The 19,600-nt window shown below is 59.2% G+C and carries 11 protein-coding genes; 9 read left to right on the top strand and 2 right to left on the bottom strand.

Annotation, left to right across the window (positions count from 1 at the left end; all coding sequences use genetic code 11):
* The first annotated feature begins 21 nt into the window (after positions 1-21).
* The 8 genes from brxC to AAAX77_RS07810 all read left to right on the top strand — a co-directional run bounded on the left by brxC (position 22) and on the right by AAAX77_RS07810 (position 14,850).
* Complete coding sequence (gene brxC / locus AAAX77_RS07775) at positions 22-3,684, top strand: BREX system P-loop protein BrxC (RefSeq protein WP_349105653.1); 3,663 nt, start codon at positions 22-24, stop codon at positions 3,682-3,684.
* Positions 3,685-3,750: 66 nt separating this feature from the next.
* Entirely contained in the window at positions 3,751-6,246 is a 2,496-nt protein-coding gene (pglX, locus tag AAAX77_RS07780; protein ID WP_349105655.1) for a BREX-1 system adenine-specific DNA-methyltransferase PglX, read from the top strand.
* Between the two features lie 8 nt (positions 6,247-6,254).
* Entirely contained in the window at positions 6,255-6,947 is a 693-nt protein-coding gene (locus AAAX77_RS07785; RefSeq protein ID WP_156327668.1) for a hypothetical protein, read from the top strand.
* Positions 6,948-7,089: 142 nt separating this feature from the next.
* Entirely contained in the window at positions 7,090-8,058 is a 969-nt protein-coding gene (locus AAAX77_RS07790; protein WP_349105658.1) for a hypothetical protein, read from the top strand.
* A gap of 23 nt (positions 8,059-8,081) precedes the next feature.
* Complete coding sequence (gene pglZ / locus AAAX77_RS07795) at positions 8,082-10,790, top strand: BREX-1 system phosphatase PglZ type A (protein ID WP_349105660.1); 2,709 nt, start codon at positions 8,082-8,084, stop codon at positions 10,788-10,790.
* A gap of 11 nt (positions 10,791-10,801) precedes the next feature.
* Positions 10,802-13,171, top strand: coding sequence for a protease Lon-related BREX system protein BrxL (brxL, locus tag AAAX77_RS07800; protein WP_349105662.1), 2,370 nt, complete (start codon positions 10,802-10,804; stop codon positions 13,169-13,171).
* 77 nt (positions 13,172-13,248) lie between these two features.
* A complete protein-coding gene (locus tag AAAX77_RS07805) occupies positions 13,249-14,601 on the top strand; it encodes a hypothetical protein (protein WP_349105664.1) in 1,353 nt (450 codons plus the stop codon).
* A 27-nt stretch (positions 14,602-14,628) separates the two neighbouring features.
* Positions 14,629-14,850 (top strand): hypothetical protein, encoded by a 222-nt coding sequence (locus tag AAAX77_RS07810; RefSeq protein ID WP_349105665.1) that lies wholly within the window; start codon positions 14,629-14,631, stop codon positions 14,848-14,850.
* 115 nt (positions 14,851-14,965) lie between these two features.
* On the opposite strand, the gene AAAX77_RS07815 is transcribed toward AAAX77_RS07810, so the two are convergent.
* Entirely contained in the window at positions 14,966-16,567 is a 1,602-nt protein-coding gene (locus AAAX77_RS07815) for a potassium/proton antiporter (protein ID WP_349105667.1), read from the bottom strand.
* A gap of 253 nt (positions 16,568-16,820) precedes the next feature.
* On the opposite strand from AAAX77_RS07815, the gene AAAX77_RS07820 reads away from it, so the two are divergent.
* On the top strand, positions 16,821-17,660 hold the full coding sequence (locus AAAX77_RS07820; RefSeq protein WP_349105669.1) for a metallophosphoesterase family protein: 840 nt from the start codon (positions 16,821-16,823) through the stop codon (positions 17,658-17,660).
* A gap of 195 nt (positions 17,661-17,855) precedes the next feature.
* Here AAAX77_RS07820 and AAAX77_RS07825 read toward each other — a convergent pair whose 3' ends face one another.
* Positions 17,856-19,436 carry a lipopolysaccharide biosynthesis protein gene (locus AAAX77_RS07825; RefSeq protein ID WP_349105671.1) on the bottom strand — a complete coding sequence of 527 codons (1,581 nt, stop codon included), beginning with the start codon at positions 19,434-19,436 and terminating at the stop codon, positions 17,856-17,858.
* Positions 19,437-19,600: the final 164 nt, after the last annotated feature.

The raw sequence follows: 19,600 nt of genomic DNA on the forward strand, positions 1-19,600 counted from the left end.
CCCAAACCCAAAGGAGCACCCATGGACAACACGATCATTCGCGACCTCTTTGCAAAAGACATCAACCGCTCCATCAACGGCGTGGTCAAGGTCCAGGATTCAAAAGATGGGTCCATCCGCCAGGAGCTTGACGAGTACGTGGTGACGCGCGAGCTGCAAGGGCACCTTGCCACGTTCTTCAAGGCATACGGCGATGCCATCGATGTGCCCACCGACAAGATCGGCGTGTGGATCAGTGGCTTCTTCGGTTCCGGTAAATCGCACTTCCTCAAGATGCTGAGCTACCTGCTCGAGAATCGCCAGATCGGTGGCATGAGCGCCATTCGCTACTTTGACGGCAAAATCGTCGACCCCATGGTCGCGGCTGCCATGGAGCGCGCGTGCTCGGTGCCCACGCAGGCCATCCTCTTTAACATCGATAGCAAGGCGGGCCAGTGGAAGCAGGGCGATACGGCTCCCACGGCGCTGCTTCGCGGCTTTGAGCGCATGTTCTACGAGGCGCGCGGCTTCTACGGCGAGGACCTAAAGCTTGCAAAGCTCGAGGACCACATCGATTCCCTGGGCAAGACCCAGGAGTTCCGCGAGGCCTTTGAGCGCGTCAACGGCGAGTCCTGGCTCCAGGCCCGCGACACCTACAGCTACTTTGAGGACGACGTCGTCGAGGTGCTGCAGAGCGTGCTCGGCATGAGCGAAAAGGCCGCATGGAACTGGCTTGAGGGTTCTGAGGACGAGGTTTTGGCCCCCGATGTCTTTGCCAAAAAGGTCAAGGACTACGTAGACGCTCAGGCAGCGGCCCACGGCGGTAACTACCGTTTACTCTTTATGGTCGACGAGGTGGGTCAGTTTATTACAAACGACCGGGATCCAAGCCTTATGTTGAGTCTTCAGACCATCGTCGAGGAGCTGGGTGCCGCCTGCGGTGGCCGCGTGTGGGTGATGGTCACGAGCCAGGAGGCCATCGACAACCTGAGCCTGCCCGTGGGCAACGACTTTTCAAAGATCCAAGGCCGCTTCAATACCCGCCTTTCGCTCTCCAGCTCCAGCGTGGACGAGGTCATCCAGCGCCGTGTGCTCGAGAAGACCGCGCCGGCGGCCGATATGCTTGCACAGGTCTACGAGCAAGACGCCGCCGTCCTCAAAAACAACTTTACCTTTGAGGGTGGCTCGCGCTCCGACCTTGCCGGCTTTGCCAACTCCAAGGATTTTGTGGCCAGCTACCCGTTTGTGGGCTACCAGTTTAAGCTTCTGCCCGACGTGATGACCGAGGTACGCAAGCACGGTGTTAAGGCCAAGCACATGTCCACGGGCGAGCGCTCCATGCTGAGCGCGTTTCAGGAGAGCGCTCAGGCCATCCAGCATGACCAGACTGGTGCACTCGTGCCGTTCTGGCGCTTCTTCGACACAATCTCCAAGGATTTGGAGCACGGCATCATTCAGGTCGTCGTCTGTGCGGAGCGCGCGGCTGAAAACGCAGAGGGTCTTGAGAGCTACGATGTCCGGGTGCTTAAGCTCCTGTACTTGATCCGCTACATCGGCTACGTCAAGGCCACGGTCGAGAACATCTCCATCCTTATGATCGATAGCCTGGACGTGGACAAGCGCGCCCTTAAGGACCGCGTCAAGGAATCTCTCGCCCGCTTGGAGCGCGAGAGCTACGTGGCACGCCAGGGCGATACCTATAGCTTCCTCACCGACGAGGAGCAGGAGATAGCGCAGGAGATCGCACGCACCCCGATCGACAACGCGAAGGTGATTGAGTACATCAAGAAGCGCCTGTTCGAAAGCATCTACACTGCGCGCAAACTCAACCGCGGGGCCAACGACTTTCCGTTTGACCGCTATGTGGACGGCTCAATCCACGGTACCAGCATGGGCGGCATGGAACTTTCCGTGGTGACCATGGCCAGCGATCTGGGCCGTTCGGACGATGCCGAGCTGGCATTGAAATCCGTGGATAAGGCCATCGTGGCCTTGAGTGACGAGGTGGATTATTGGGCCCCACTCGTCAACGCCGCTAAGATTCGCATGTACGCCCAGACGCGCAATCTGCAGGAGCTACCGCCGAGTACCCGCCAGATTGTCGAGGCCAAAATGCGCGAGAAGGACTTTAACGAGAAAGAGGCTGACGCCCTTTTGGCTGAGGCGGTGCTCCATGCACGATGCGCCGTCAACGGGCGCATGATTGAGATCCGTGCTGCCAAACCCGCTCAGGTCTTTGAGCAGGTGCTGGCGCAGCTGTGCGATGTGGTCTTTGAAAAGGCCGACTATATCGGCGCGCCGGTCACGAGCGATTCCGATATTCGCTCTACTCTGGTGGGCAACGTTCAAGTGGGGCTCGCTGGCATGGATGCAGGTAACACGCGTGCGCTCAAAGAGGTCGAGGACTACCTCAAAGTGCAGCACCAGCGCCACCTGGATACCGCTATGGGCGATATCCAGCGCCAGTACCAGCAAAGGCCCTTTGGCTGGCGCGAGGTCGACATCGCAAATGTGGTGGCGCAGCTTGTGGTGGAGCAGCGCGCGCAGGTGCTGTTTGGCGGTCAGACGGTTCAAGCTAACGACAGTCGCATGGTGGCGCTCCTGCGCAAGGATGCCGATAAGGCCCAGGTGCGCTTGCGCATGCGCATGAGCGACCGGTTGCTGCGCGCCACGGGCGAACTCATGTGTGACCTGTTTGATCTCAAGACCGTGCCCTCCAACGAGGATAAGCTCGTGGCCGAGCTCAAAGAGCGCCTTGAGGGCTTGCGCGAGGCGTGCCTCGCCATGGCACGCGACTACTACACGGGCATCAAGCCGGCCTACCCGTATCCCGGTGAGGACGAGTGCGAGAAGATGCGCTCGGAGGTGGCCGACGTCCTTAAGGACCAGAACGAGTCCGAGGCGTTCTTGACCACGTTCACCAAGCATGAGGAGCGCTTGCTCGATGCCAAGGAAGACTTTGACAAGGTGGTTGAGTTCTTCGAGTCCAATCAACGAACAGCGTTTGACCACGCCAGGGATTTCTTGAACCACACTGAGGGTATCGAGTATGCCTCCGATGACATTCCCGGTGCGGTGGAGAACGTGGCAACGGTTCGTGAGATCCTCAAAGATCCCAAGCCCTACGGCCGTATTAAAGACCTGCAGCCGCTTATGGATCCCGTCGAGGATGACATGAAAAAGCTGTTGGGCATCCGCCGCAATGAGTTTTTGTGTCGCATCGAGAGCGATCTGCAAGACCTGCGGGCGCAGGCCGAGAGTCAAAAGGGCTTTGTCAATCAGGCCAAGGATGCCATAGCAGACGCCGGCACTAAATACGAGTCGTTCAAAAACCGTGCCCACAGCGCTCAAAGTCTCAACGAACTGAGCGTTGTTGCAACTAACTGGGGCGACTGGCTCAGTGCGGCGGCCAACGAGATGTACGACGCTGTGGATGAGGCCCGCGTGCGTATGGACAACGAGCGCCGCACCACCGAGGTCATGAGTACGGGCGAGGTGGTCAAGAAGGTCTCCAACAAGGGCGCCGCATCGTCTGCTCCCGTGCCCGCGCCCAAGCCCCAGCGCAAGATCAAGACCGTGCGCCGCGCCGATCTGGCCAAGCCGAGTCGTCTCTTGTCCGCAGAGGACGTGGAGCGCTACGTGGACGACCTGCGCTCCCGCCTTATGCAGGCGCTCGCTGCAAACGACGAGATCCGTATCAACTAACCCGCGGAGCCACCGGTGCCAAAGCGCGCACCGGTGGCTTATGGCGTTTAGAAAGGCTCATCAACCATGAACGATTCTGCTCTTAAGAGCTTCTGCACTTGGGCCCGCACGGAGCTCATCAAAGGCGTGGAGGCGCAGATGGTGCGCTACGGCATCACCGAACCTGCACCCGCGCCCGTTGGGTCCGAGACCGTCAACGGCCTGCCCCTAAGTCCGGCTGAGATTGAGCAACGCGACGAACTGCTGCGCATGCAGGCAGAGGTGGGTCACGAGGCACTGCGCGACCGTGCGGCCTACACCTGGTTCAACCGCATCGTGGCCATTCGCTTCATGGATGCATACGGATGGCTTCCCAGCCGTATGCGCATGCTAAGTCGTGCGGACGGCAGCCATGGCAGCGAGGCCGTGGAGAACGCACTGGACGTGGAAATAACGACGGCCGATACCGATCGCATAGCCGAGCTCAAGATGGCGGGCTTGGATGAACCGTTGTGGCGCTACCTGTTTGTTGCTCAGTGCGAGGAGCTTGCCGATTGCCTGCCGGGCGTCTTTGAACGCGTGGGCGGAGCCATGGAGCTGCTGTTGCCCCAGGGCCTCATGATGGCTGACAGTGTGGTGGGCAAACTCAATGCCGTCCTCACTGACGAGGACTGGCGCGAGGGCGTGACCGTTCTGGGCTGGATGTATCAGTACTACAATGCCGACGTTAAAGACGAGTTCTTCAAGTCCAAGCGCAAGGCAGCGGCGGCGGACATCGCGCCCGCCACGCAGCTCTTCACCCCCGAGTGGATCGTGCGCTATATGGTCGAGAACTCGCTCGGCCGTCTGTGGATGCTCAACAATCCGGGGAGTTCGCTACGCGAGCGCATGGAGTATTACATCGAGCCCGATGCTGAGCACGAGGACTTCATTCGCATTTCGAGTCCCGAGGAGATAACCCTCTGCGACCCCGCATGCGGCTCGGGCCATATCTTGGTCTATGCGTTTGAGCTGCTCTTCCATATGTACGAGGAGCGCGGCTATCGTGAGCGCGAGATTCCCGAGCTCATTCTTACTAAAAACCTTGCAGGTATGGAAATCGATTCCCGCGCGGCACAGATCGCGGAGCTGGCGCTTGCCATGTGCGCCCGCGAGCACGACCGTCGCTTCTTTAGGCGTGGCGTTCGCGCCGACGTTACCGTGCTCTCGAGCATCCCGCTAGGGGAGGACGGGCTGCCGGGTAACAAGAAGCTCGCCGAGGAGCTGAGTCATTTGGGCGAGATCGGTTCGCTGCTCAATCCCTCAGAGGACGAGATCGACGAGCTCAAGGCTGCCGCCGCGAGTTGTTCCGAGGACCTTTTTGCTTCTGCGACCAAAACTAAGCTCGAAAGCGCCGTCGCCATTTGCGAGAAACTGGCCCGTCGTTTTATCTGCGTCGTGGCGAATCCTCCGTATATGGGCAGCAGCAGCTTTAACCCCTTCATGAGCAAGTGGGTCAAGAAGAACTACCCCGACGTGAAGAGTGACCTGTGCACGTGCTTCATCGAGCGCGGGTTCAGCCTTGCCAAGGACCGCGGTTATGCGGCCATGGTCACCATGCAGAGCTGGATGTTCCTGGGCAGCTTCGAGAAGATGCGCTCCTCGCTCATCGACGGCAAGACGATCGTCTCGATGGCGCACCTCGGCCCCCGCGCATTCGACGCCATCGGCGGCGAGGTCGTCAATGTGACCGCCGACGTCATCTACAACGGCCGCGCGGCATGCGGTGGCGCCTACGTTCGCCTCGTCGACATCAACGGCAGCGAGGCGAAGCGCCTCAAGCTGCTCGAGGCGATCGAAAACCTCGACTGCGGCTGGTTCTACCGCCGCGACGCCGACACCTTCAAGCAGATTCCCGGCACCCCCATAGCCTACTGGGCCAGCGACGGACTACTCTCTGCGATGGCTGATGGCGTTAAACTATCTTCGTTCGGAAGAACGTCTAAAGGAATTATCACTGGTAAAAATGATAAGTTCATTAGGCTTTGGTGGGAGTGCGCCGTTGGGACTATCGGTTTTTCGTCATCATCTGTATCCGATTTATTTAGTGGCAGAAAATGGCACCCCTGCACAAAGGGAGGCTCTTATCGTAAATGGTTCGGTAATCTTGACTCTGTAATTGATTGGTCAAATAACGGTCACAGTGTGTTTGAGTCGGCCTCGCGTGAAGGAAACCATGCGCAAGATTATTCGGATGAACTGAAATTCAAGCCCGCCATTTCATGGTCGGCGATTACTTCGTCCATCCCTTCGTTTAGGTATGCGTCCAATTGTCTTTCAGAGCATGCCGGCATGTGCCTTTTTGTTCCTGAGGATAAAATCGGTTATATGTTGTCGCTGCTTAACTCCAGCGTTTCTAAAGAGTATTTTTCGTTAATTGCTCCAACTCTGAACGTTAACGCTGGTGATGTGGATAAATTTCCCGTCCTACTGAGTTGCTTCAATCTCGTAGACGGGTTATTTAAGGAAAGCAGAGGATTATCAAAAACCGACTGGGACTCGTTTGAAACCTCCTGGGATTTCAAACGTCATCCTCTCGTTTAGGAGTCCACATGTCGCAGAAGAAAAAGGCTAACAATAATAAATGCGCACATCCACCTCTTAAGAATGATGCGTCGTGGATAAAACAGGTTCATGAATCGTATAAGGACGATGTCTCTAAGAAAAAACTACGCATATATTTGCAAAGATTTGTATCCGAATCAGAAGCTATTGATGCTACGAGGCAGACCAATGGGTTTATTACTGATTTGAATATTTATACTACTGTTCAGGCAAATGCGTTTCTTGAACAGATGTGTTTCGACAGTGCCGTTAAAACAAGATGGGCATATACCCCTAATGACCTTGCAAAAGCGGCCCACGAAGCAGGTAGCGATTCATCTGATTTTATTAAACGAGATTACGAGTTTGCCCTCATTTGCTTATCAACAGCTGCTTGTCTTAACAAAAGGATTGCTGGGCTTTCAGAATTCAAGCCGGGTGCGAAGACCAAAACAGGCAGGAGAAAACAGAATAAAAGTTCATTTAGAAGACTTGACGCCGTTTTTAGACATCTGAGGAATGCTCTCGCTCATGGTCAATATTTGCGAGTTGTTAAGCCCGATGGATCAGTGTGGTGGGCTTTACAGGACGCAAACGGTAAAGGAAACGTCACGGCAAGAATGCTACTGAAAGAGGATACGCTTGATGCATGGGTGAATCTGCTCTCGCTAAGAGACAAGAGATATAGAGATAAAAGCTAGTAGTTAGAATAGGTGCGAAATTTGCATCGACTTAGTTCCTCAAGCTTCCTGTACAGCGGGGAGAGCGTTTTAGCGGTTTTTTTGGATACTGCAATCCGTTTCTTCGCAGTGGTTTCCAACAGCAACGAAAGGATGGCCTACCATGGCCACTTTACTTCAAGATAAATATGAGGCTCGCAAGGCCGAGGTAAATGCTCGCTTTGAGCAGCTTCGCGCTAACGAGGAGGAGCTCAACCGAATCTTTGCCAAGATCTACAACATGGAGGGCGAGGTGCCCATCGAGGTCGAGGATAAGTACGTTTCGGTAGTGCGCATCTTTGATACCGCCGATGAGATCCCCGAGAGCTATAAGGGCAACAAATACGTGCGCACTAAGCGCGATGAGATCACCTCGCTCATAAGCTATGCCGTGGGCTGCATGTTTGGCCGCTATTCGCTGGATGTGGACGGGCTGGTCCTGGCCGATCAGGGCGCCACAGTCGATGACTATCTGGCCAAGATGCCCAACTCTGATCATGTGACCTTTATGCCCGATAGCGATAACGTGCTGCCCATTACCGATGACGAGTACTTTGACGACGACATCGTGCGCTACTTTATCGACTTTGTGCGCACCGTGTATGGCGAGGAGACGCTTGAGCAGAACCTGGCCTTTATTGCCGAGGCACTCGGCAGCAAGGGTACCTCGCGCGAGGTAATCCGCACCTACTTTTTGAAGGACTTCTTTAAGGACCACTGCCAGACCTACAAGAAGCGTCCCATCTACTGGCTGTTCGACAGTGGCAAAAAGAACGGCTTTAAGTGCCTTGTTTACATGCATCGCTATCAGCCCGACCTGCTGGCTCGCATCCGCACCGACTATGTGCATGGGCAGCAAGAACGCTACCGCGCCCAGATCGGCTATGCCAACGATGCCCTTGCCGATGCCGAGCGCGGCGAGCGCGTGCGTCTGGACAAGCGCGTCAAAAAGCTCAACGACCAGCTCAAAGAGACTATTGCCTTCGAGGAGAAGCTGCACCACTTGGCAGACCAGATGATTAAGATCGACCTGGATGACGGCGTCAAGGTCAACTACGCCAAGTTTCAGGATGTGCTGGCAAAGATTAAGTAACTGCAGATACGGTAAGGATATTCATGCCCAAGATCGATGTAGAAGAACAGCTCAAGCTGCGGTTTTTGCAGCCGTTGCCCTCATGCGTGCCGCGTCGTGTGGTGGTTTGGCACGATGCGGACGGCGAGTTTGCCCCTGAGTTTGAGCGATTGGCTGCCGTGGGTTTCGACGGTGCGGGGGCCGATGGCGGCGTTATGCCCGCTCACGGTGACTTTGAGCGCCCGGTTCGGTTTGTTGAGGCCTGCGAGGGCCGCATGTTTGCCGTCAAGAAACTCGTCAACCGCGATGACCTTGTGAGCGATATCTTGCTGTATCGCCGTTGCCCGCGCGGCAGGCTTGAGGGCGATTGGCTTGCCGATGTTGAGCTGTATGCTGACCGGTTTCAAGCTGATTATCTTTCGCTTTTGGCCGATCAACTGGGTATCGAGAATATCGATGCCGTGCGCGAGAGCCTGCGAGCGCACAAGGCGTTCTTTGTCGCCAAGTCCCGCTGCGCTAAGTTTGCCGCGTGTGTTCCGCATGCCTCGGGCGCATCCGATATCGAACTCGGCATCCTTACGGTGATTTTTGGCGGTAAAGAGCTTGGTGACGCGCGTCCCGCGTTTGTGCTGCGTGGCTGTATGACCATGCTGCTGCACGAGGGTCCCGAGGCGCTGGCCGAGTTGATGGACAAGTACTGCGTGCGCGATGTGCTCTCTGCCTTTATGCTTCGCTGCTATGGGTTTGAGGGGCCGCTGTATGAGCGCGACTCATTGCTTATGCTTTCATCCCATGCGCTCCTTACAGCGGCGTCTACCGCGCTTCCCGAGGGAGCGCTCAAGGGGCTCGAAAACTATATGGCTCCCGCCTACGGCCCCTATTGCCTTGAGGCGGTGCGTACGTGGGACCAGGCCGCCGATGCCCGGGCATCGAGCGAGGACCTATTTGAGATTTGTCGTTTAGTTGAGGATGCCCGCGGGCTCTTTGCACGGTTCGAGACCCTGCCGATCGATGCGCTGGCTTCGCTTGATGTGTTCCCGTGCGTCAACGAGGTTGTGCTCTCGCAGCTGTTCTGCTCGTTTGCGCAAGGTGCAGACCGTGTTGAGGATGCGCGTGCCTTTGCGGCGCGTCGTTGCGACCTAAGCTGGTACCGTCGTGTCGAGAGCTACTTTGACCTGCTTGTCACTGTGGCCGATATGTGCGCGTTTAGGCAGACGCACGCGGGTGGGTTCCATCTGGCGCAGTCCCAGCAGGTGTGGGATGCCTATACGTCCGAATGGTATGCCATGGACGCTGCCTATCGCCATATGTGCACCGCGTATCTGCGGGCACGCTCCGTCGAGTGCGATGCGCTCGAGGAACCTGCCCGCGCCGTGGCGGACTGGGCGGAGAATCTCTACAGCAACTGGTTCTTGGCGGATGCCAATGCCTGCTGGGCGGCTGCTGCGCAAGGGGAGTGGGCCGATTGCGGCTGCATCGATGGTCCCGCACGGCAGGATGAGTTTTACTGGCATGTGCTACCCGCCTTTGTGGGCTCTGCCAAAACAACGGTCGTTATCGTGAGCGATGCGCTGCGCTATGAGGTTGCCCGCGACGTTGCGGCGCTGCTCGAGCGCGAACGCGGCGGCAACGTCAAGGTATCTAGCATGCAGGCGGTCTTTCCCTCCATTACCGAGGTGGGCATGCCTGCGCTGCTGCCGCACCAGGTGCTTGAGCTTGCAGAGGATGGCGCGTTTGTGTTGGCTGACGACATGCCCACTGCGACGACTCCGCAGCGCGAGGCCGTGCTTGCCCACGTTGAGCCTACAGCCCGCGCTTTGCGCTCGAGTACATACCTCAACATGGCGGGAACCGAGCGCAAGGCGATGCTCAAGGGCTCAAGACTTGTCTACCTCTATCACAACAAGATTGATGCCACGGGCGAGAAGGCCGCTACGCAGGATGACGTCTTCGATGCCTGTACGGACACCGTAGAGGAGCTTGCCGCGTTGGCGCGCCGCGTGTGCACCGACGCCCCGGGCGCGCGTGTTGTTATAACGGCGGATCACGGCTTTATCTACACGCGCCGGGAGCTCAGCGAGTGTCAGATGCTCGGCAAGCCAGATCTTCCCTTCCTTGACGCTCCCGTCATGCACGGCAAGCGTCATCTGGTGGTGCCCAACGAGGCCGTGGCCAAGCTTTCGGACGAGGCACGCGGGGTGTTTGTTAATGTTGACATGGGACGTTTGGGTGCCGGCTTTGAGGGGTTTGCCCCGCGCGAGAACGTGCACTTCAAGCGTCCCGGTGGTACTAACAACTACGTCCACGGCGGCATGAGCCTGCAGGAGCTTTGCGTGCCCGTTATCGGTTTTTGGCGTGCGCGCTCGGGTTCCAAGGACTTTGTCGACACGCGCGCGGCGACGTTGCGCGTGCTAAGTGAGGGGCGCCGGGTGACCAACTCGCTCTTCTCGCTCAACTTGATCCAGGAAGAACCAGCCCAAGGCAAGGTCTTGCCGTGCGAATACGAGCTGGTGTTTACCGATGCAAGCGGCAACGAGGTGAGCGATACGGTCAAGGCGCATGCTAACAAGACTTCTGTTAATTCGCAGGAGCGCGTAGTGCATGCCAAGTTTGCGCTGCGCGCGGCGGATGGATTCTCGGCAAAGGGTCCGTACTATCTGGTCTGCCGCGAGCGTGAGACGGGCAAGATCGTTTGGCGCGAGACGTATACCATTGCCGTTTCGTTTGCCCCTGTTGCTGACTTTGGTTTTTAGGAGTGTGCCCTATGTTTGATAGCCATGACGACGATCTGTGGGAAGTTCCCTCGATTGGTGTGAGCGTGCCAGTGGATGCTGCGGCGGTTGTGGAGGCTGCGGCGCCTGTGGAGGCCCCGGCGGCTGAGGCTGCTGCGCCTGCCCCGGAGCCGGTGATTGCTGCCGCGCCCGTGGGGGCTGCGGTGCCCGCCGAGGACGAATCCTCGACCGATGGCTATGACCGGGCTGCGGCCGAGGCCCCCGAGGACGACGGCTACGACATGGATGGCCTGGACGGCAAGCTGCTCGAGCACTTTGCTGGCAAGATTGTGCGCAAGGACCTGACGGCCCTTATGAAGCGCGGCGCCAACGTGCCCACCTTTGTGCTGGAGTACCTGCTGGGCATGTACTGCTCAACCGACGACGAGGATGCCGTGGCAGAGGGTTTGGACCGCATTCGCAGAATCCTCACCGATAACTACGTGCGTCCCGACGAGTCCGAGCGCATTAAGTCCAAGATTCGCGAGTTGGGCCGCTTTACCATCATCGATAAGGTGACGGCCAAGCTTGACGAGTACAAAGACATCTACGTGGCGTCGTTTGCCAACCTGACCATCGAGCCGTTTGTTATGCCTGCCGAGTACGTGCGCGACTATTCCAAGATTCTGCAGGGTGGCATTTGGTGCATTATGAGCATCGAGTATCGTCACCCCTTGGATGAGGAAGACGAGTTTGGCATGGAGGTCTTTGGCGACGATGCGCCGCGCCGCTCCAAGGCCAAGCGCAAAAAGCGCGGACCCGAGGACTCTCCGTTTAGCGTGGCGTCGCTCACGCCCATCCAGATGCCCAATCTGGACCTGGATGCCATGATCGACGAGCGCCAGTACTTTACGCGCGACGAGTGGCTCAATATGCTGCTGCGCTCGGCTGGCTACGAACCCAGTGAGCTTTCCGAGAAAGAGCGCCTGCACTTTATCGAGCGCATGGTGCCGCTCATCGAGCGCAACTACAACCTGTGCGAGCTGGGTCCCCGCGGCACCGGCAAGAGCCATATCTACAAAGAGGTCTCGCCCTACGCCATCTTGCTTTCGGGCGGCCAGACCACCACGGCCAACCTGTTCGGCCGCATGAACTCCATGCGCGCCGACCGCGTGGGCTTGGTGGGCCACTGGGACTGCGTGACGTTCGACGAGGTCGCCGGCATGCGCTTTAAGGACACCAATGCCGTGCAGATTATGAAGGACTACATGGCGAGTGGCAGCTACGCGCGCGGTCGCGACCAGATTAACGCCGATGCCTCTATGGTCTTTGAGGGCAACATCAACGACACCGTGCAAAACGTCCTTAAGACCACGCACTTGTTTGATCCGTTCCCGCCGGAGTTTAACAACGATTCGGCCTTCTTCGACCGTATCCACTATTACCTGCCGGGCTGGGAGATTCCCAAGATGCGCTCGAGCCTGCTGACCGGGCATTATGGCCTGATCACCGACTGCCTGTCGGAGTTTTGCAAGGAGATGCGCCGCAAGGACTTTACGCACCATATCGACCGTTACTTCCGCTTTAACAGCGACTTTAACAAGCGTGACGAAATCGCCGTGCGCAAGACCTTTAGCGGCCTTGCCAAGCTGCTGTTCCCCGACGAGGCCATGGACAAGGACGACGTGCGCTGGCTGCTGGACTACGCCATCGAGGGCCGTCGCCGCGTAAAGGAACAGCTCAAGATTATGGCGGGCGTTGAGTTTATCGACGTCAACCTGGGCTATATGGATGCCGACAACCCGCAGGACGTGCACGTGGTGCGCGTGCCCGAGCAGAGCGAGGACACGCTGATTCCCGACGGGCCGCTGCTGTCCGGCCACGTGTTTGGCGTGGGCAGGTCGCAGGGCGGTGAGGTTGCCGTGTATAAGCTGGAGAACAAGGCCGTTGCCGGCGAGTGCAAGTTTAAGCACGAGGGCGTGGCCTTTAACAAGCCGGTGCGCGATACGCTGGAGGCCGCGTTCGACAACTTTGTGAACCTGGCGAACCGCGTGGCGCCGGGCATGCACATTGGCTCCAAGGATTATCTGCTGTTCTACAACGACCTGCAGAGCAAGGGCCTGTCCGAGGAAGTTTCGCTCGCCGAGTTTGTGGGCCTGTGCTCCGCGGCGTGCAACCGCCCGGTGATGCCCGCGTTGGCGATTCCGGGAATCTTGCGCATGTCGGGTTCCATGGACGAGATACGCGGGCTCGAGGACATTATGCGTGTGGCCAAAAACGCCGGTGCCAAGCGCGTGATTTTGCCGCTGAGCGCCATCGCGGGCCTACAGAGTGTTTCGTCCGAGATTATCTCGGGACTGAGCCCGGTGTTCTACATGGATGGCGACCCGGTCGACGCCGCGAAGAAGGCTCTGGATCTGTAGGGGTGCGGGCGTGCGGGGCGTCCGGTGTTCGGGCGCCCCGCGAGCATGTTGGTGCGTAGTGCGTGAGGAGGCCTGCCGTGGCAGACGAGCGTTCTGTTGGTGAGCTGCTCGACGAGCTGTTTGGCTTTGAGTCGGTGGCCAAGCGTCAGACGGCGCTTGAGCAGTACGATCGCGGGGAGTTGGTGCGCAAGGCGCGCTCCCGCGAGCTGCTGGGCGTGCTTAGGGGCGTCGAGGCTGCCGAGCACGCTGCGCGCAAGTCTGCCGTGCGGGCTGTTGACGGGTATGTTCGCCGTGTTGAGGGCGCTGCGCTTTCGCGCGCTCGCAAGCAGGCGGGCATTGTTGGCCCGCTGCGGATGGAGCGTCGCTATGCTGCCTTTTTGCGCATGGAGGACAAGGCCGAGCTGTTGGCCCGTTTGGAGCAGACGCTTGCGTTTATCGAGGTAAAGCTGCGTGCTAATACGGCGGACAGGGTTCGCGTAGCGTACGATGCCGCGGGGGCTATGGTGCTGCAGGGCGTGGCGCGCCTGAGTGACGTGCGCGTTGTGGATGCCGTGCCTTTGGACGCCGACCTGCTGTGTACGCAGCTGGAACAGTTGCGTTGTGCCGCCGATGCGACGGGCCTTGCGGGCATGATCACAGCGACGTTTGAGTCCGAGCTGAGTGCGACGGGGTCGCAGGGTGCCGGCGGGTCTGCGAGCGATGTTGCTGGTGACGTGGCGTTGGAGCGTGAACTTACCAACGTGCACGGCGCTGCGCAGCGAGCGCGCTTGGCGGCGCAGGCGTATCGGGCCGAGCGCGCCGCCCGCGTCGCGGGGAGCACGGTGGAGCCGGTATCGTTGCCCGAGTCTGCGTGCGTTGCGTGCGAGACGGCGTGCAATGCCGGGGAGCTTTCCGAGTTGCTCGCTCAGGTTAAGAAGTCGTTTGAGACCTACCGTCGTGTTGTTGCCGACGGCGGACTATTCTGCGCGTTTGGCTCTGGCTCGCCGCATGGGATTTGCCAGGGCAGTAGTTATTTCGACTATGATTCTAGGCTTGACGAAGATGTGTTGGTGGGCGAGTACGACGGCGCTACCAGGCATGATGTTCGGCGCGAGGTTCCGATTCCCGAGCTTGTTGATGAGGCTTCGGCCGAGGGCTGCGACTCGCTCGAGGTTGCCGTGACACGCATGCGTGAGTTTAACGGGCGTCGCTACGATGGTGTGCTGGATGAGGACCCCTCGCGCCATGTGAATGCGTTTTGGTATGGACTCAAAAAGCTCAGCCAGTATTGCGAGGCCGCCGTGCGTGTGGACGAGCGTGCCTGGGATTGCTTTATCGATAAGGTACAGTTCGCTTACGATGAGCCCGTGGGGCGCCTGGCCACGCGGATGGACGATAAGCAGGTGGCAGCTTTTGTTGCTGCCGTGGAATTGCTTGGCACTGACGAATAAGGGCTTGGTTTGGCGGGAGGTTTCACCATGAAAATCGAAGTCGATGTAGACCAGCTGCGCGAGAGCCTGCTCGGCCGCGCGGGGAGTGCAGCCGGCGTGGGCTTTCCGGCCGCCATGCTCGACGTAGTGGATATCGAGGACGAGTCGCCCCAAGAGCTCCTAGCCCGAGCCGAACGCGAAGGCCTCGACCTCCGCGGCTTTGTCGCCGACGATGAGGGCGACGGCTATGACACGGACGAGGACTGGTAGCCGCGATTGAGCTTTAACCCCATCCCCTCAATAACTTGCGGTGAAATAGGGACTGTTTAGGCTGCTAGAAGGCCTATTCAGTCCCTATTTCACCGCAACTTATGGGTGGGGATGGCTACGACGCGAGCGTGGCGATGACGGCTTCGTCGCCGGCGTATATGAGGGTGTTGCCGTCGGGGATGATCGTTTGGCCTTCGCGCTTGAGCATCACCACAATAAACGGATGCTTGCCTTGCGGCACATCGCGCAGACGCTGGCCGGCCAGGCGACCGTGGGGCGTCACGGTGACCTCGCGCAGCGTAACCTCGGCACGCTCTTCAAACGTCGGCGCGGCCATAACCAGCAGATCGCCTTCCTGGATCACGGTATCGCCGTTGGGCAGCACCGGGTGCGCGCCATCGCGCAGCACCAGGACGACGAGCATGTCCGTGGCGCTGCCAATATCGGCGAGCGAGCGTCCGGAAAACGGATGGCCCGCGCCCACCTTGAACTTGACAAACGACATGCCGTCCTCGTCGCGGTAGTCGTTAAAGGTGCGGCGCACGTCGCCTTCCGCGTCGATCATATTGAGCTTTTTTGCCACCGCCGGTAGCAGCGAGCCCTGCACCACAATGCTTGACACGGCAATCAAAAATACCAGGTCAAACAGGTCGTGACCGCCAGGAACACCGGCCACCACGGTAAAGAGGCTAAACACGACCGAAGCCGCGCCGCGCAGACCCGCCCAGCTTACGAGCGCAACCTGGCGAGGGTTCGTCTTAAAGGGCGCTAGGAGCACGCCGACGGCGATGGGGCGGCTCACAAAGAGCATAAACGCCATGAGCGCCAGGCCCGGCAGCAGCATCTGCGGCAGGCGTGCGGGCGTTACGAGCAGGCCGAGCAAGAAGAAGATCGTCATCTCGGCCATCTCGGTGAGGGTATCGAAGAAGTGCGCCATCTCGACCTTGCCGGTGATGTCGCTCGCACCCAGCACAATGCCGGCCAGGTACACGGCCAAAAATCCGTTGCCGCCCAGGTAGCTCGGCAGCGCGTAGGCGACGATGGCCACGGCGAACAAAAAGATGGTCTGCGCGCCCTCGGCCGTTGCGTGCGCGCGTTCAATCAGGCGGCCCGCCGCCCAGCCGATGGCGAGGCCCAGGCCCACGCCCAAGATAATCTGCTTGGCCAGCAGTGCGGGAATGTTGATGTCGCCGCCGGCCGCGAGTGTGGCGAGCACGGCGGTGAGCATATAGGCGACGGGATCGTTGGAGCCCGATTCGACCTCGAGCAGCGAGTCGGTGCCGCCCCTCAGCGACAGGCTGTGCTCGCGCAGAACGCTAAAGACGCTGGCCGCGTCGGTGGACGCCACGACCGATCCCAACAGCAGGCCGCCGATCCAGTCGAAGCCCAGCACAAAGTGGGCGAACACGCCGGTGATGCCTGCGGTGATGACGACGCCGAGCGTGCTCAGCAGCACCGCCGGCGCGGCGACGGGCTTGGCGCGGTCGATATTGGTGTTAAAGCCGCCGTAGAACATGATGAACAGCAGCGCCGTGCTGCAGACGGTTTCGGTGAGCGCGTAGTCGCTAAAGTCGATATGCGTCGGGCCGTTGACGCCCAACAGCATGCCCAGCGCGATAAAGATGAGCAGGGTGGGGAAGGGGAGTTTTTTGCCGACGGGTTTGATGGTCAGGCACAAAATGATGACGAGGCCGATAAAGAGAAGGATCTGGTTCATGGATAGTGTCCGCTCCTGGGTGGTTGGCGTGGCACGGTCAGTTGTCTGCGGTTATTTGTACCCAAAGATGGTGGGTTTATGGGGTTGGATTGCGGGCGTGCGCGATATCGTCATAGACGGCTGCCGTCTTTGCCTCTGCTCGGAAACCCTTTCCAGCTTTATTGCAACGGAGTACAATGGGTAACGTTTAAGTTCAACTTGAAGTTTTAGTTGCGGCACCGGGCTTCGGCCGCAATGCAAGGAGAGGCGTACCATGGCGATCTATGTGACATCTGATGCTCACGGGCACGTGCGTGCGCTTGACGAGGCCCTGTCTAAGATCTCGTTGACGTCCGACGACACGCTGTACGTGCTGGGCGACATGATCGATCGTGGGCCCGATCCGGTCGGCGTTATTAAGCTCGTACGCTCGCTGCCCAACGCCCGCGTGCTCAAGGGTAATCACGAGCAGATCATGCTCGATGCCATCATTGGTCAGGATCCGCTCGATGCCGAGACCTGGGATATCAACGGTGGCTGGACGACGCGCGAGCAGCTCAACGACATGGAATTTGAGGCATACGAGGAGCTCGTGCGATGGATGGCCGCGCTGCCGCTCTACGCGGTGGTCGAGACCGAGGAGCGCCCGTATCTGCTGGTACATGCCGGTATTGAGACCGAGGCGGCGCGGGCGTTTTTGCTTGAGCATGGCGTCGATTGTGCCGATGGCGTTGGAGCGGTGGGTGCCGATCGCGAGCTGCTGCAGCAGATGCTCGCGGTGCAGTCGTCCGATGACCTGCTGTGGATTCGTCACGGCTATTGGGATGTGCCGACCGGGCTGCTTTCTGCCGAGGGCAAGGGTCCGGTCGTGGTGAGCGGTCACACGCCAACGGTGTCGCTCGGGCGTTATTGCGAGGTCGGTGGTCTGGCGGGGCTCGATGAGGAATCGGGACGCGGGCAGATCGTGCGCTTGGGCGGCGAGGACACTGCTGGTGTTCCCGATCGCATCGACATCGACTGCGCCGCCGCCACCGGCTCCGAGTTCGGTCGCGTGGGCATCCTGCGGCTCGATGATGGGGCGGAGTTCTACGCGAACATCAATCCGGGCGAATAACCTTGTTCCGCCGTTCTACCGAACGGCGGTCACGTTGACGCTACGCAGCCCCGAAGCACCCCATCTTGTCGCTCGAACCGTCGCTCGCGTACAGAAGTACGCGTTGCTCCTCTTTCGCGCCAACCTGGGGCACTTCGAGACTGCTCGCTGTTGGTGCCAAAACATCGACGTTTCTTTTCTTCAAATTGATTCGAATTAGGCGCCGTACGGGTTGCGGGCTCGTTCTATGCGTTGGCGAATGTGGGCGTATTCGACAATCAACAGCACCAGCAGTAGGGCCATGATGGCTAGGTAGCTCACCACGGCGCCCATCAGACCCAGCAGCTTAATCAAGATCACCGGCAGCACCACGCTTACGGCGAAGCAGATCAGGTAGATCTTGGTGACGTCTCCAGCGTGGCGCAGCACCGTGATGATGGCGTAGATAAAGTCGATGGCCGCGGTGACGCCGCCGGCGACGACCATCAGCAGCGCCAGCGTACGGTAGCGCTCAAAGCTGAGGCCGTACATAAAGCTCATGAGGGGAATACCGGGACCTGCCATAAATGCGGCGCACGCGCCGGTGATGACCACGATCAGCGCCATAACGGCAACAATAATCAGGTCAAAGCGACGACGCTTGCGAGGATTAGCCCAAATGCTCGACAAGCGCAGGAGCTGCGGTTTATAGATAAATCCAATGCTCAGCAAAATAGCCTGCGCCGGAAAGAACAGGGCATTAAAGTACAGCTGATATTTGTATGCCAGCGTGCCTTCCATCACAAACTTGGGCATGCTCTCAATTAGGTTGAACAGGAACAGTGCACCAAAGAGCGGGGCGCACTGGACAAACAGGTGGCCGACCTCGCGCAGGCTCACGCGGCGCGATTTTTCGGTCTCGAGCAGGGCGAGCGGCGCGGTGACCAGCACGAGCGAGGCGATCGCGGTGACACCCATGGCCAAGGCCGCGATGGGCATGCTGCGCGTGAGGAACAGCGCCACGCTAAAGACCGCGATGACGCCGACGGAGCGTAGCGTTTGGCTCATTCCAGCCAAGTAGAGTTTGTCGGCCTGCTGCAGGCGGCCTTCGTACACGTCGGCGACGCCGTCGATGACCTTATACAGGTAGACGCCCAGGCCGATCGTCGCCATCTGCGCATCATAGCCGCGGGCGCTGCTGTACATGAGGCCGCAGCCTAGGGCGAGCGCTCCACAAAGCCAGCGGTTGAGCTGGTAGGAGGCAAAGGACGTCTTTTCGTCGATGTCTGAGACCTGGAAATTGCGCACGCCGTAGTTGCATGCGATCATGATGAGCGTGCCGGTGACGAAGGCGATGGAGAACTTACCGGCCTCCTCGGCACCCGCGAGCTGTGTCGACACGATGGTGAGCAGAGGAAACGCCATGCCCCACGCGGCGGTGCCCAGGGTATTCCAGAGATAGTCGCGGCGGGTGGCGTGCTCTTCGTATTCCGCTTCCTGCATGGAGAAGCCGCCGCCGTAGACGGCGCCGAGCAGGCGGTTCCACCAAGCGTTGACCATGCGGCGGACGGGGCCGGGCTTCCGATCGCGTTCGCGCCGGCGACGTGTGGCTTGGTAGCTATCGGGCCCGCCGGCGTTGCGCTGACTCAGCTCCTGGATGCGTGCGAGCTCCTCGGCGGTGTGCGAGGCGGGGAACAGGCCGTTCTCGATGCGTCCGCCCTGGGCCCTTGCGGTGTCGCTGCCCGCTACGGCGGGGTCGGCGACGCCATTGCGGCGGGCGATGGCGCGGCGAATGCTATCGAGGGGCGTGATGCTCAAAGCGGGGTCCTTTCTATTGCTGCGCTCTAGTATAGTCGCGGTGGTATCCATTCGTGTTTTTGAACAGGTTGTTCAATAATTTCGGCGGCGCCATTCAGTAGTCGGCACTTAGGGACGTTCCTTATGTGCCGGCACTTTGGGAACGTCCCTAAGTGCCGGCATCC

The sequence above is a fragment of the Collinsella sp. CLA-ER-H6 genome, from assembly GCF_040092305.1.
GTDB lineage: Bacteria > Actinomycetota > Coriobacteriia > Coriobacteriales > Coriobacteriaceae > Collinsella.

What these genes read in the sequence shown, in the direction of transcription:
- brxC (WP_349105653.1), top strand. Translation starts at nt 22, where the DNA reads ATGGACAACACGATCATTCGCGACCTCTTTGCAAAAGACATCAACCGC.
- pglX (WP_349105655.1), top strand. Translation starts at nt 3,751, where the DNA reads ATGAACGATTCTGCTCTTAAGAGCTTCTGCACTTGGGCCCGCACGGAG.
- AAAX77_RS07785 (WP_156327668.1), top strand. Translation starts at nt 6,255, where the DNA reads ATGTCGCAGAAGAAAAAGGCTAACAATAATAAATGCGCACATCCACCT.
- AAAX77_RS07790 (WP_349105658.1), top strand. Translation starts at nt 7,090, where the DNA reads ATGGCCACTTTACTTCAAGATAAATATGAGGCTCGCAAGGCCGAGGTA.
- pglZ (WP_349105660.1), top strand. Translation starts at nt 8,082, where the DNA reads ATGCCCAAGATCGATGTAGAAGAACAGCTCAAGCTGCGGTTTTTGCAG.
- brxL (WP_349105662.1), top strand. Translation starts at nt 10,802, where the DNA reads ATGTTTGATAGCCATGACGACGATCTGTGGGAAGTTCCCTCGATTGGT.
- AAAX77_RS07810 (WP_349105665.1), top strand. Translation starts at nt 14,629, where the DNA reads ATGAAAATCGAAGTCGATGTAGACCAGCTGCGCGAGAGCCTGCTCGGC.
- AAAX77_RS07815 (WP_349105667.1), bottom strand. Translation starts at nt 16,567, where the DNA reads ATGAACCAGATCCTTCTCTTTATCGGCCTCGTCATCATTTTGTGCCTG.
- AAAX77_RS07820 (WP_349105669.1), top strand. Translation starts at nt 16,821, where the DNA reads ATGGCGATCTATGTGACATCTGATGCTCACGGGCACGTGCGTGCGCTT.